Source organism: Herbaspirillum frisingense GSF30 (assembly GCF_000300975.2).
Taxonomy (GTDB): Bacteria; Pseudomonadota; Gammaproteobacteria; order Burkholderiales; family Burkholderiaceae_D; genus Herbaspirillum; species Herbaspirillum frisingense.
On sequence record NZ_AEEC02000009.1, the window covers coordinates 100,791 to 113,599 of the forward strand.

Genomic DNA, 12,809 nt, shown 5'->3' on the forward strand with positions numbered 1-12,809 from the left:
GCCTCCATCGCATTTGGCCCATTTGCCCATGACCCAGCTCCAGACCGAATCGCCCCTGACCGCGCTGTTTTCCGCCGTGGTGCATACGCCCTTTGGCGGCATGGGCATCCGTACCCAGGCCGGGGCGCTGGTCGAGATGGTCTACCTGCCGGCGCATTACGCCGAGAAGGATGCCGCCGATCCGGTGGCGGCCAAGGCCGTGCAGCAGATCCGGCGTTACCTGGCCGATCCGGGCTTTCGCTTCAAGCTGCCGCTGGCTCCGGTGGGCAGCGCCTTCCAGCAACGCGTCTGGCAGGCCATCGCCGCCATTCCCTGCGGCCAGGTCCAGACCTATGGCCAGGTTGCCAAGCACATCCAGTCCGCCCCGCGTGCGGTCGGGCAGGCCTGCGGCGCCAACTGGTATCCGCTGGTGATTCCTTGTCATCGGGTCACCGCAGCCGGCGGCCTGGGCGGGTTTTCGCATCATGACGACGTCGACGGCTTCCACCTGGAGGTCAAGCGCTGGTTGCTGCGCCACGAAGGCGTGCACGGATACTGACGGACTCGCATGGGACGCACCACACCGAAGATAGAAGCGCCCGCCGCCAGCCGCGAGGCCATCGACGAATTCTGCGACAGCCTGTGGCTGGAAGACGGCCTGTCCAAGAATACGCTGGAGGCTTACCGGCGCGACATGACCCTGTACGCCCACTGGCTGCATCATGAGCACGCCAAGTCGCTCTATGAGACCCAGGCCGATGACCTGCATGCCTATTTCGCGGCCCGTCACGACCAGACCAAGCCCAGTTCTTCCAATCGCCGGCTGGCGGTGTTGAAGCGGTTTTTCCAGCTGGCGCTGCGCCAGAACCGGGTGGCCGCCGATCCCTGCCTGAAGATGCGCTCGGCGCGCCAGCCGCAGCGTTTTCCCAAGACCCTGTCGGAAGGCCAGGTCGAGGCCCTGCTGGCCGCACCCGATGTGTCCACGCCCCTCGGGCTGCGCGACCGCGCCATGATCGAGCTGATGTATGCCAGCGGCTTGCGGGTGTCGGAGCTGGTGCTGTTGAAGAGCATCGAAGTCGGTATGAACGAGGCCGTGCTGCGGGTGACCGGCAAGGGCGACAAGACCCGGCTGGTGCCATTCGGCGAGGAGGCCGGCGCCTGGATTGCCCGCTACCTGGCCGAGGGGCGGCCGCAGATCCTGCAGGGCCAGGTCGACGATGCCCTGTTCGTCACCGCACGCGGCGGGCCGATGACGCGCCAGATGTTCTGGACCCTGATCAAGAAGCATGCGCTGCAGGCCGGCATCACGGTGCGCCTGTCACCGCACACGCTGCGCCACGCCTTTGCCACTCACCTGCTCAACCATGGCGCCGACCTGCGCGTGGTACAGCTGCTGCTGGGCCATGCCGACATCTCCACCACCCAGATCTACACCCACGTGGCGCGCGAGAGGCTCAAGCAACTGCATGCCGCACATCACCCCCGCGGCTGATCTTGCGGCATAATGTGCGCCCATGACGGCCCGGCCGGCCTGCTGGGCCGGTCAGGCAGCCGTCAGGAAGAACACCGATGAGCGCCAAGAAAGAACACATCTCCGAAACCCCCGCCACGCAATTCCTGCGCAAGCAGGGCGTGACCTTCACCGAGCATCCCTACGATTACGAGGAGCATGGCGGCACCTCGGTGTCCTCGCGCGAGCTGGGCGTGGACGAGCATGCCGTCATCAAGACCCTGGTGATGCAGGATGAGGCGGCCAAGCCGATGCTGGTGCTCATGCATGGCGACTGCAAGGTCTCCACCAAGAACCTGGCACGCCAGATCGGCTGCAAGTCGGTCGAGCCCTGCAAACCGGAGGTGGCCAATCGCCACTCGGGCTTCCTGATCGGTGGGACCTCGCCCTTCGGCACCCGCAAGAGCATGCCGGTCTACGTGGAAGCCAGCATCCTGGAACTCGACAAGATCTACATCAATGGCGGCCGGCGCGGCTTCCTGGTGGGCATCGACCCCGCCGTCCTCCTGAAGGTGTTGCCGGCCAAGGCGGTGCAGTGCGCCCTGGCTGATGCGCCCTGACAAGAACCCAGAGACAAGAGAAAGAACGCATTCATGTACAACATCCTTTTCGCCATCGCGGCCTACCTGATCGGCTCGCTGTCCTTTGCGGTGGTGGTGTCCAAGGTCTTCGGACTGGCCGATCCCCGCACCTACGGTTCCAAGAATCCCGGTGCCACCAATGTGCTGCGCAGCGGCAACAAGAAGGCGGCGGCACTGACCCTGCTGGGCGATGGCTTCAAGGGGTGGCTGGCGGTCTGGCTGGCGCAGAAGTTCGGGCCGCAGTATGGCGTGGATGACACCGGCATTGCCCTGGTCACGCTGGCCGTCTTCCTGGGTCACCTGTGGCCGGTGTTCTTCCGCTTCGTGGGCGGCAAGGGCGTGGCTACCGCGCTGGGCATCCTGCTGGCGCTGGACCCCTGGCTGGGCCTGGCCACGCTGGCGACCTGGCTGGTGGTGGCCTTCGCTTTCCGCTACTCCTCACTGGCAGCGCTGGTAGCGGCCCTGTTCGCACCGTTCTACTACGGCCTGCTGTTCGGCACCACCGACGGCATCCTGCTGGCCGTGGTCGCGATGGCGGCACTGCTGATCTATCGCCATCGCAAGAACATCGGCAACCTGCTGGCCGGCAAGGAAAGCAAGATCGGGAGCAAGAAGAAGGCCGGCAAATAGGTTGGGCAAGTAGGGCGGACAAGTCAGGCTGCAAATGCCGCTTGCCACTCCCCGAAAACAGGAAGGGCCGCAATGGAGATTGCGGCCCTTCCTGTTTTTGCGATGCCAGGCTCTGTTGCGCTTCATCGGTGCCAGCCGGTCGTGCTCGAAGACGCCTGCCAATCCCGGCAGGATTTGACTGTTATCCGGTTAACAGATAACATTTTCGGATGTCGATCCAATCCTTCTCTTGCCCTGATACGGAGGCCCTGTTCATCACGGGCAAGAGTCGTCGCTTCGCCAACATCAAGACCGTGGCCGAACGCAAGCTGGCGCAACTGGATGCGGCGCCGTCGGTGAACTTCATGAAAGCACCGCCCGGAAACGACTTGAAGGAGTACCGCGGCGCCTGGCATGTGCGGATCAACGAACAGTGGCGCCTTACCTTCCGATGGGGCCCGCATGGGCCTTATGACGTCCTGATCGAAGATCCGCATTGAGCGCGATCATCGGGTTCTGAGCTAACGTATTGGAGTGCATCATGTTCAAGAATGGCATGCGACCCGTCCACCCTGGCGAGGTCTTGCTTGAAGACTACATCAAGCCTTTGGGCGTGAGCGTGCGCGCGGTGGCGATGGCACTGCATGTGCCCTATTCGCGCCTGAGTGAAATTCTCAAGGGGCAGCGCGGGGTCAGCGCCGACACGGCCCTGCGTCTGGAGCGCTATTTTGGAAGCGAGGCGCAGGGCTGGTTGAACCTTCAGTCTGCCTATGACCTTCGGATGGCTGAAATTTCGGCGGGGAAGGCCATCGCCAGATCCATCACGCCGCTCGCTGTCGAGGCCTGAGCGACCGGCATCACGTCACGCACATCGCAGGGTATATGGCCGCCGATGTGGCCGCGCAGGGCTCAGCCTTGTGGCGGTCGCAGCTCATCCAGCGGCCAGCGCGGCCGTACGCCAAAACCATATTCCTTGCGCGCCGCATCGGGTTGCTCGCGCAGGCGCATGGCGCCGGCAAAGGCGATCATGGCGCCGTTGTCGGTGCAGAACTGCAGTTCTGGATAGAACACTTCGTAGCGGCGCTTGGCTGCAGCGGCATTGAGGGCAGCACGCAACTGGGCATTGGCACCCACGCCGCCGGCAATCACCAGGCGCTTCAGGTTGGTCTGCTTCAACGCGGTCATGCACTTGGCCACCAGCACGTCGACGATGGCGTCCACGAAGCCGCGTGCGATGTTGGCCTTGTCCTGCTCGCAGATATTGGCGCTGCTGCTGCCGTGCTGCTTGACCACGGTCAGCACCGCGGTCTTCAGGCCGGAGAAGCTGAAGTCCAGATTCTTGGAATGCAGCATGGGGCGCGGCAGCTGGTATGCGGCCGGGTCACCGAACTCGGCCAGGCGCGAGATGGCCGGTCCACCCGGATAGCCCAGGCCCAGCAGCTTGGCCGACTTGTCGAAGGCTTCGCCGGCAGCGTCGTCCAGGGTTTCGCCCAGCAGTTCATAGCGCCCCACGCCATCGACCCGCATCAATTGCGTATGGCCGCCCGAGACTAGCAGGGCGATGAAAGGAAAGCGCGGCGGCTTGCTGGCCAGCAGCGGCGAGAGCAGGTGCCCTTCCAGGTGATGGATGCCCAGTACCGGCTTGTCCAGTGCCAGGCCCAGTCCGCACGCCACGGACGCGCCGACCAGCAGCGCGCCGGCCAGTCCCGGTCCCTGGGTGTAGGCGATGGCGTCGATCTCCTGCGCTTGCACATGGGCGTCCGCCAGGGTTTGCCGCAGCAGGGGAATGGCGCGCCGGATGTGGTCGCGCGAGGCCAGCTCGGGGACGACACCACCGTACTCCTGGTGCATGGCGATCTGCGAATGCAGGGCATGCGCCAGCAGGCCGCGCTCGGTGTCGTACAGAGCGAGGCCGGTTTCATCACAGGAGGATTCGACGCCGAGGACTAGCATGGGGATGGACTCAATGAAGCGGCCGGTCCCCGACGGGTGGGGTGCGCGGCAAAGGCGCTATTGTAATGGAAAGCCCGGCCGCTGGCCCTGCCGGCTGCGGCAGGCACCGCTTTTGGTGTACCCTTCGGCCATGCAAAACGATGCCCACATTCCTGCTCCGGCTGCGGCCGTCGAGCCTGCCAGCGCTGCCCCGGGTATTGCCGCCGCGCTGGCCGCCCCGGTGGTCGCCACCCCCTTCGTTGCTGCGCCCTTCATCAAGGAGATCGGCCGCGGCAAGGATGGCGCGCGCAGCCTCTCCCGTGACGATGCCCAGGCCATGTACCAGGCCATGCTCGAGGGCCGCGTCAGCGACCTGGAGCTGGGCGCGATCCTCTTGGCCATGCGCATCAAGGGCGAATCGGTCCAGGAGATCGCCGGTTTCCTGGCGGCCGCCGAAGCGTCCTTCACGCCATTGCGCGCGCCTGCTGGCGATTACGCACCTGTGGTCCTGCCCAGCTACAACGGGTCGCGCAAGATGGCCAACCTTACGCCGCTGCTGTGCATGCTGCTGGTGCGCCGGGGCGTGCCGGTGCTCATGCACGGCGTGACCCGCGACCCACAGCGCCTGACCAGCGCCGAGATATTCAGTGCACTGGGCATTGCCCACGCGGCCTCCGGCGCCCAGGCTGAAGCGCTGATGACCGCCGGACAACCGGCCTTCATCCCGATTGCCGCACTGGCTCCGTCCATCGCGCGACTGCTGGAGATGCGCCGTATCCTGGGGGTGCGCAACTCCACGCATACCCTGGTGAAGATCATGCAACCGTTTGCGCAGCCGGCCTTGCGTCTGACGTCGTACACCCATCCCGAGTATCTGGAGATGTTGAGCGACTATTTTGGCAACGCTGCACCGCATGATCGCGGCGATGCTTTCCTGATGCGCGGTACCGAGGGCGAGACCGTGGCCAATGCCCGGCGCGCCCAGCGCATCGACTGGTTCAGCCGTGGCACGCGCACCGTGCTGGTAGAAAAGCAGAGCGTGGCCGAGGATGTGCCGGAGTTGCCCGAAGGTAGCGATGCACTGGCCACGGCGCGCTGGATCAACGAGGTGCTTGATGGCCGCCGTCCTGTACCGCAGGCCATCGCCGAGCAGGTCGATCACTGTGTCGACGTGGCCGCACGGGTGCGCAAAAATATTTCCTGACATCGTCTGCGGCGTGGGCGTTTCGCCACAGCGGCTCCTGTGGGGCGGGAAGCTGACGAATTGGCAGCCCGTCGCCAGGGCGCAAACAAGGCGTGGCGGTCAGCAATGGTCAGGAAAAAATCGGGAAGAATTGCCGGCAATGCGGCCATGAGGGCAGGCTGGAAAAGACCCGGATGAAGATCCCTGGGGAGTCGGGATCGTGATTCGGAGGGACTTGGGAGTGCTGGGCTCAGGTGCGCGGACGGCGGCGGGCGGTGGTCTTGGCGGCTGCCACGAGCTTTTCCGGTGCGTGGGCGGCAATCTGGGCGAAGGCGAAGATCACTTCCTTGACGATCTTGCGCTGGGGCGCCGGCAGATTGATGAAGGCCTCGAAGGCTTCGCGCTCGCGGTAGCCGATGGCTTCTTCCCAGCGGGCGCGGCGCTTGTCGATGCGCTTGCCGATCTCTTCGCCGAAGCGCAGGTGCTGGGGAGTGACGATGAGCCATTCGGCCAGCGTCTCCAGCTTGTCCTGCTTGGGCATCGACTCGCCCAGCAACCAGCGTCGTACGCCGTGCAGGGTCATCGGCTTGCCCCAGTACCGCAGATTGAATTCCCGTTCCAGAACGGCGGGCTTGGGTTCGTATCCTGCTTTTTCCATCGCGGTGCGCAAGCGCTTTGCGAATTTTTGATTGGCGGTTTCCATGGTTTCGAAGGTACTTTGACGTAGCGCTTTCCGGGGTACGTTTGCATTTGGGGTGAGTTACGCAGCAAACGTGATTTATGCTCACTGGTCAGGAAAGCCTCGCCATCGCCCTGCGCGAGATCCTCGCGGGATGCCGGAAAGGCAGATCGGTCGCGGCTTTGCGCCGAACGGGAAGGGGGCCATGCGCAGGTCTCCGATGCGATGGTGGGACAACCGTTTCGTCGATCACGGCGCGCTGCGGGCATGTGGATGTCAGGTCATCAGGCCACTTCAGGTACGTGCCTGGGACTGTCTTCCGGACGCTCTCGCGGTGCATGTCACCGCAATGGCGCCCTGGTCAACCATGCTGCGCGTCGGTGATCTACGGCGCTTATTGTCAGTCCAGATGCATCGCATGTGAGCCGCTCAGCCAGATTTTTTCAGGGGATGTATCCGCCGCGAGACAGCACATCCGAGGCGCCATGCATGCCGCAGCGCGGCACATCGGCGCAGAAGCGCGCTAGAATAGCGCCTCACCGAAAAACAAATTCAATGCGGTGGTGAATAACCGATTAACTTCCCACCTGGTGGGGATGGGGAAACGGGTTGAAAATACGCTCCTTCCCATGGGGCGTGGCATGGACCCGATAGCGCCGGGCAGACAAGCAGCACGCTGGTTGAAACAAGACGAATAAATCAAAGAAGTCAGCAGCATCCCTGTGGTACGTTCTGGTTACGTAACTTTTTGAGGTTTCCCGGATCGGTTCCTGCCGCCTTGCCGGCGCCCTTGCGGCGCCTCCAGGCAAGCTCAGGCACTGCTCCGGAAAGGACCGCGGCGACCCGTTGGCATGCAACGGTGGATCGACTGACGCTCCGCCGCCCGCCGTGCGCTTTGCACCGGCGGCTGCAGTGGCGGGCGGAATGGCCGCGATACCGTGCAGGCGCAGATGCTTGCGGGCTCCCAGCGATCGCCCGCATGGAATATGCGCAACCTAGCCCAGGTTCGACGATGTCAGGTTCCTTTCATTTCCTGCTGCTGGCCTTTGCCTTGCTGGTCGCCAGTCTTTCTGCCTATGCCGCGCTGGAGGTTTCCGAGCGCATCGTGCTGCAGGAGGCGCAGCACCGGCGGCTGTGGCTGTCGGTCGGGGCGGCCGTGTTCGGCGTGGGCGTCTGGGGCGCCATGCTGCTCACGGTGGCGTCGCTGCAGATCAGCATCGCGGTCAACTTCGACGCCCGGCTGGTGGCGCTGTCCTTGCTGCTGTGCATGGGTAGCGCCTTCTATCTGATGCACCTGACGGGGCTGCGGCGTCCGCACCCGACCCGCCTGGTCATCGGCGGTCTCGCCATGGGTGCGGCCTTCAATGCGGCCTTCCATATCGCGCTCAAGGCCATGACGCTGCAGCCGCCGCTGCTGTATCACACGATCCTGCTGGTCGTGGCGCTGGTGGTGACCGAGGTGGTGGCGGTGTTCATCGTGACCCTGTTTTCGGCCAGCAATGGTCGCAAGCCCATGACCGGCTCGCTCAATTCGCAGCAGACGCGGCGGGTATTGGCTGCACTGCTGGTCGGGGCCGGACTGGTGTCCTCGGCTGCGGCCGGGTTGCGCGCGGTGATGATCGGCCCGCAGGCACAGAGCCAGATGCTGGAGGGTATTACCCGCGAGCACCTGGTCAATGGCCTGGTGTTCCTGGCCTTCCTGGCCATGGCCATGGCCTTGGTGGTCAGCGGCGTGCAGCGCAATCAGGTCCTGAAGAAGATCGTCGGCCGTACCAATGACAAGCTGCTGCATTTCGCCACCCACGACGTGTTGACCGGCCTGCCCAATCGCGCCCTGCTGGCCGATCGCATCCAGCACGCGGTAGAGGTGGCGCGGCGCAATGGCCGGCCCTTTGCGGTGCTGTTCATGGACCTGGATGGTTTCAAGGCCATCAATGATTCACTCGGCCATGCGGTGGGCGATGGTCTGTTGGTGGCGGTGGCCCAGCGTATCCGCGCCTGCATCCGCGGCGAGGACATGGTGGCGCGCATCGGTGGTGACGAGTTTGTGGTGGTGATGAGCAATCTGGCCTCGCCGGAGGTGGTGGAGCAGCTGTCGGAAAACATCCTGGCCGCGCTGCGCCTGGATTTCCAGATCGAGGAAGCGACCCTGCGCGTGACCTCCAGCATCGGCATCGCCGTCTATCCCAATAGCGGCGAATCGGCCGATGCCCTGATGAAGAATGCCGATGCCGCCATGTACGAGGCCAAGCAGAGCGGGCGCAATACCTATCGCTTCTTCGAACCGGCCATGCATGCCAGCGCGATGCGTCACCTGCAGGTGCGCCAGGCCTTGCAGCAGGCCATCGAACAGCAGCAGTTCCGCCTGCACTTCCAGCCCAAGTATCGCGGTGCCAGCAAGGAGTTGACCGGGTTGGAAGCGCTGCTGCGCTGGCAGCACCCGGGGCTGGGCGAGATGGCGCCCGCGGAATTCATCCCCATCGCCGAGCGCTCGGGCCAGATCATCGCCATCGGCGACTGGGTGCTGCAGGCGGTGTGTTGCCAGATCGCGCGCTGGGACGGGGCGGGCATGAAGCCGGTCAAGGTGGCACTGAACCTGTCGCCGCTGCAGATGCGAGCCGATCTGGTGGAGCGCATCATCGCCATGGTCGGCGCGGCCGGCATCGCACCGCAACGGCTGATGTTCGAGATCACCGAGACCGCCGCCATGAAGGATGTGGAACGCACCACACAAGTGGTGCGCGAGCTGCAATCGCTGGGCTTTGACATCGCCATCGATGACTTCGGCACCGGTTATTCCAGCCTGGCCTACCTGGCGCAGTTCCACTGTCGCCAGGTCAAGATCGATCGCTTCTTTACTTCGCGCCTGGACCTGGAAGATCACTCCGGGCGCGCCATCGTCGCTGCCATCATCGCGCTGGCACATGCACTGCAGATGGAGGTGGTTGCCGAAGGGGTGGAGACGGAAGGGCAATTGCGCGAGCTGCAGTTGCTGCATTGCGACCAGGTGCAGGGCTTCCTGCTGGGACGGCCGGCGGAGGCTCCCACGGTGCCAGGGCTGGTCAACGCCAGCAACGACGATCTGTTTGCCGGCGGCGCGTTCAGATCCTGAGTTCGCCCCTGGCAGCGCGTCGCTGGATCACGCGCAGGTAGGCCAGCAGGCCCACCGCCACGAGACCCAGGCTGAGGCTGTTGGCAGCCCAGAAGCCGGCCGGTCCGCGCAGCGCGGCCGGGGTTCAGCCCAGCGGGTCGAGACCCAGCAGGTAGCCTCCGCCCAGGCCTACGCCCCACAAGGTCAGCGCATAGATCACGGTGGGGACCACGGCGACCTTGTAGGCGCGCAGTACGAAGGCGGTGGTTACCTGCATCGCATCGAAGAACTGGTAGAAAGCGATGTAGAGGAACAGCGGCAGCGCCGCGCCGATGATCACCGGATCGGGCGTGTAGGCGTGGATGATGTGCTCACGCAGGAACCAGACGACCATCCCGATCACCACCGACAGCGAGACCGCCAGGCGGATGCCGGCGCGTCCGATTTTCTTCGCCTCCTGCATGTTGTTGCCGCCGATGGCCTGGGCTACCAGGGTGCTGGTGGCGCTGGCGATGGACAGCGGCAGCATGTAGAGCACGGTCCCGACGTTGCCTACGATCTGGTGGCCGGCCACCGGCACGGCGCCCAGGCGCGCGATGAAGACCGCCATCAGCGTGAAGGCGGTGACTTCGATGAAGTAGGACATGCCGATCGGAACACCCAGGCGCAGCAGCTTGCCCTGGGCCTTCCAGGAGGGGGCGACGAAGCCGCTGCCGAACAGCTTGAGTGGCCGATAGTAGGGCAGTCGCGCCACCAGCAACCAGGCGGCGATCATCATCAGCCAGGCGATCAGGGTAGTGGCGATGGCGCAGCCGGGGCCGCCGAAGGCGGGCAGGCCCAGGCCGCCGAAGATCAGCAGGGCGTTTAGCGGCAGCTTGAGCAACAGGCCGCAGAGCTGGATGGCCATGACCATCTTGGGTCGCGCCAGCGCAGTGTTGAGCGCCGAATAGACGCGGAAGAACAGCGCCGCCGGCAGCGCCAGCGCCTCGATGCGCAGGTACAGGGTGGCCTTTTCCACCAGTTCCGGCGAGGCCTTGGCGAAGGCCAGGAATACCGGCGAGAACATCAGCACCAGCGACCCCACGATGGACAGCAGTACCGCCAGCCACATGCCCTGCTTGACCTCGTTGCCGATCTCGTCCAGCCGGCCGGCGCCGAACAGTTGGCCGATGGTCGGTTGCAGGGCCTGCAGCACGCCCGACAGACCCACGAACACGCTCACATAGATCGATACCCCCAGTGCCAGCGCACCCAGATCCAGCGCCGAGAAGCGCGACACCATCACGGTATCGATCACGCCATTGGCGATCAGTGCCAGTTGGCCGACCAGCAGTGGCCAGGCCAGCCGCGCGATGCGGCCGACGTGGTGGCGGGAGGAGAGAGCGGGCAGTTCGGTGGTCACGCGGGGGCTAGGGGCAGATGTGCAAGGTGTGCAGTCTCAGCAATATCAGCGATATCAGCAGTAGCAGGCCCGTCTTCAGCGACCGGCACGACGATAGAGACGGAAGCGTTCATCGCGGTCCGACGGGCGACGACCTTCCCACACCATGCGCCAGGACCCGGGGTACTGGCGCAGCATGAGTGAGGCATCCTGATTGCTGATGTCATCCTGCAGCAGCAGGTAATCACAGCTCTGGTCACGTTCGTCGGCGAAGCGCACGTTGCCGAAGTAGGCGAAGGAGGCGCGCTGCGCCGGGCCGACATTGGTCTGCACGCATTGCTTGACCGAGCCCAGCCTGGATTCGATCTGCTCGGCCACGCCCGCATAGCTCTTGCCATAGTTGACCCAGGGCAGCCACAGCGTCATCAGCAGCACCCAGCACAGGATCACCCCGCCCGAAGACAGCACGACGGCACGCCACAGTACCGAGGGGCGGCGCGAGATGCGCCAGTGCACCACCACGATCCAGGCGATGGTGGCGGCGATGGCGATGGCCAGCGAGATCCAGGCGAAGCCGGGTTTGAAGCCAGGTGCCAGCTTGTAGGCATTGCGCGCGATCTGCGCCGGCCAGCCGGTTTCCTTGGCGATCCAGCCGATCCAGATGAAGGCGGCCGAGGTGGTCAGCGTCATCACTGAGAACCAGTCCACCGCATTGATGGCGCCACGCTTCATGGTCGGCAGGCCGAAGGCGGCCAGGATGGCCAGCGCTGGCAGCAGCGGCAGCAACATGCCTTCTTCGTGATGCACGTTCATCAGCACCAGCAGCGTGATCGGAATCAGGAAGGCCAGCGGCAGCGCGATGTGCAGCGAACCCGGCTGGCGGCGCCAGGCATACAGCGCCCAGCCGGCGAAGGGCCAGGCCGGCCAGGCAAACCAGACACCGTACTTGCCCAGGAAGGCGAGGGTGGCCAGGGTGGGGCGATTCAACTGGTAGATGTTCCAGCTCATCCAGAGATCGAACTGGCCGGCAGCGTCGTCGCCGATGAGCCGGCGCAGCGCCAATACCCAGGCAGCGCTCATGAGCAGGGCCAGCGGCAGCGATACCAGTGCTGCCAGGCGCAGTGCGCGGCCATCCTTGCGGACCAGCGCCAGCACCAGCAGCGCGACCAGCACGCCGGCCGGCAGCAGCCAGCCATAGGTCAGCACCAGCATGCCCAGCGCCAGGCCCAGCCAGAAGGCGTGGCGCAGCTTGCCGGCATCGAACACGCGGGCTGCGCCGTACATGGCGTAGGCCACCAGCGCGATCTGCAGGGTCTTGGGGCTGGTTTCGTGGCTATGCAACAGCAGGCCGAGGAAACCCAGATAGATCAGGAAGGCGCCATCGGCCAGCGTGCGGCCGAAGTCCTTGGGTTCGGGCTGGCCACCGAAGGCCAGCTTCAGCGGTTGTGCCTCGGGCCGACGGCCCAGCAGGTAGGTGGTGTACCAGATCGAGAGCGAGCCGACCAGAAAGCAGCCGATGGTGGAAATGCGCGCCGCCAGCGGGTCACCGAGCAGCCAGCCGAACAGCTTGATGCAGATCGCCCCGAACCAGTAGGCCAGTGGACTTTCCGCCGGTAGCGGCAGGCCGGCCACATTGGGCGTGAGCCAGTCGGCCAGCACACCGTGCGCCATGGTCCACATGATGCCGAAGCTGGTGGCATCCTCGTTCTTCCAGGGGTCGCGGCCGATCAGGCCGGGCAGGATATACAGGAGGGCGAGCGCAAGCAGTGCCATGCGCGGAAGCGCATGGGTGGCTGCTGCTGGAAGACGGACGGGCTTCATCAAGATGTTGTTGCTCTTGTTCTGTATTGCGATATTGGGGTGG

The 12,809-nt window shown here is 64.8% G+C and carries 11 protein-coding genes and 1 pseudogene; 8 read left to right on the top strand and 4 right to left on the bottom strand.

Annotated features, from left to right (window positions below; translation table 11 throughout):
- The first annotated feature begins 28 nt into the window (after positions 1–28).
- The 6 genes from HFRIS_RS08700 (at position 29) to HFRIS_RS08725 (ending at position 3,526) form a co-directional block, all read left to right on the top strand.
- Entirely contained in the window at positions 29–538 is a 510-nt protein-coding gene (locus HFRIS_RS08700; protein WP_006462929.1) for a methylated-DNA--[protein]-cysteine S-methyltransferase, read from the top strand.
- 9 nt (positions 539–547) lie between these two features.
- Complete coding sequence (gene xerD, locus HFRIS_RS08705) at positions 548–1,471, top strand: site-specific tyrosine recombinase XerD (RefSeq protein WP_006462930.1); 924 nt, start codon at positions 548–550, stop codon at positions 1,469–1,471.
- 77 nt (positions 1,472–1,548) lie between these two features.
- Positions 1,549–2,049 (top strand): Cys-tRNA(Pro) deacylase, encoded by a 501-nt coding sequence (ybaK, locus tag HFRIS_RS08710; protein WP_006462931.1) that lies wholly within the window; start codon positions 1,549–1,551, stop codon positions 2,047–2,049.
- Positions 2,050–2,082: 33 nt separating this feature from the next.
- Positions 2,083–2,700: a glycerol-3-phosphate 1-O-acyltransferase PlsY gene (gene plsY / locus HFRIS_RS08715; RefSeq protein ID WP_006462932.1), complete on the top strand. Its 618-nt coding sequence runs from the start codon at positions 2,083–2,085 to the stop codon at positions 2,698–2,700.
- 209 nt (positions 2,701–2,909) lie between these two features.
- Positions 2,910–3,179, top strand: a complete 270-nt coding sequence (locus tag HFRIS_RS08720) for a type II toxin-antitoxin system RelE/ParE family toxin (RefSeq protein WP_006462933.1) — start codon at positions 2,910–2,912, stop codon at positions 3,177–3,179.
- A 41-nt stretch (positions 3,180–3,220) separates the two neighbouring features.
- Complete coding sequence (locus HFRIS_RS08725) at positions 3,221–3,526, top strand: HigA family addiction module antitoxin (protein WP_006462934.1); 306 nt, start codon at positions 3,221–3,223, stop codon at positions 3,524–3,526.
- A gap of 62 nt (positions 3,527–3,588) precedes the next feature.
- Here the strand turns inward: HFRIS_RS08725 and tsaD are convergent, their stop codons facing one another.
- Positions 3,589–4,632 carry a tRNA (adenosine(37)-N6)-threonylcarbamoyltransferase complex transferase subunit TsaD gene (gene tsaD, locus HFRIS_RS08730; RefSeq protein ID WP_006462935.1) on the bottom strand — a complete coding sequence of 348 codons (1,044 nt, stop codon included), beginning with the start codon at positions 4,630–4,632 and terminating at the stop codon, positions 3,589–3,591.
- A 130-nt stretch (positions 4,633–4,762) separates the two neighbouring features.
- Between tsaD and ybiB the strand changes: the two genes are divergently transcribed.
- Complete coding sequence (gene ybiB, locus HFRIS_RS08735; RefSeq protein WP_039875073.1) at positions 4,763–5,815, top strand: DNA-binding protein YbiB; 1,053 nt, start codon at positions 4,763–4,765, stop codon at positions 5,813–5,815.
- 229 nt (positions 5,816–6,044) lie between these two features.
- Here the strand turns inward: ybiB and HFRIS_RS08740 are convergent, their stop codons facing one another.
- Entirely contained in the window at positions 6,045–6,497 is a 453-nt protein-coding gene (locus HFRIS_RS08740) for a hypothetical protein (RefSeq protein WP_006462937.1), read from the bottom strand.
- 988 nt (positions 6,498–7,485) lie between these two features.
- Here HFRIS_RS08740 and HFRIS_RS08750 point away from each other — a divergent pair.
- The gene (locus tag HFRIS_RS08750) at positions 7,486–9,585 is read left to right on the top strand and encodes a putative bifunctional diguanylate cyclase/phosphodiesterase (RefSeq protein WP_006462938.1); all 2,100 of its coding nucleotides are present in this window, start codon (positions 7,486–7,488) and stop codon (positions 9,583–9,585) included.
- Here the strand turns inward: HFRIS_RS08750 and HFRIS_RS08755 are convergent.
- A pseudogene (locus HFRIS_RS08755) lies at positions 9,575–10,966 on the bottom strand (MATE family efflux transporter). The gene HFRIS_RS08750 and the pseudogene HFRIS_RS08755 overlap by 11 nt on opposite strands.
- 75 nt (positions 10,967–11,041) lie before the next feature.
- A complete protein-coding gene (locus tag HFRIS_RS08760) occupies positions 11,042–12,766 on the bottom strand; it encodes an ArnT family glycosyltransferase (protein ID WP_039875034.1) in 1,725 nt (574 codons plus the stop codon).
- Positions 12,767–12,809 lie beyond the last annotated feature (43 nt).

Bases quoted from the DNA above. Each gene is read 5' to 3' on its own strand.
- HFRIS_RS08700 (WP_006462929.1), top strand. From the start codon at position 29: ATGACCCAGCTCCAGACCGAATCGCCCCTGACCGCGCTGTTTTCCGCC.
- xerD (WP_006462930.1), top strand. From the start codon at position 548: ATGGGACGCACCACACCGAAGATAGAAGCGCCCGCCGCCAGCCGCGAG.
- ybaK (WP_006462931.1), top strand. From the start codon at position 1,549: ATGAGCGCCAAGAAAGAACACATCTCCGAAACCCCCGCCACGCAATTC.
- plsY (WP_006462932.1), top strand. From the start codon at position 2,083: ATGTACAACATCCTTTTCGCCATCGCGGCCTACCTGATCGGCTCGCTG.
- HFRIS_RS08720 (WP_006462933.1), top strand. From the start codon at position 2,910: ATGTCGATCCAATCCTTCTCTTGCCCTGATACGGAGGCCCTGTTCATC.
- HFRIS_RS08725 (WP_006462934.1), top strand. From the start codon at position 3,221: ATGTTCAAGAATGGCATGCGACCCGTCCACCCTGGCGAGGTCTTGCTT.
- tsaD (WP_006462935.1), bottom strand. From the start codon at position 4,632: ATGCTAGTCCTCGGCGTCGAATCCTCCTGTGATGAAACCGGCCTCGCT.
- ybiB (WP_039875073.1), top strand. From the start codon at position 4,763: ATGCAAAACGATGCCCACATTCCTGCTCCGGCTGCGGCCGTCGAGCCT.
- HFRIS_RS08740 (WP_006462937.1), bottom strand. From the start codon at position 6,497: ATGGAAACCGCCAATCAAAAATTCGCAAAGCGCTTGCGCACCGCGATG.
- HFRIS_RS08750 (WP_006462938.1), top strand. From the start codon at position 7,486: ATGTCAGGTTCCTTTCATTTCCTGCTGCTGGCCTTTGCCTTGCTGGTC.
- HFRIS_RS08760 (WP_039875034.1), bottom strand. From the start codon at position 12,766: ATGAAGCCCGTCCGTCTTCCAGCAGCAGCCACCCATGCGCTTCCGCGC.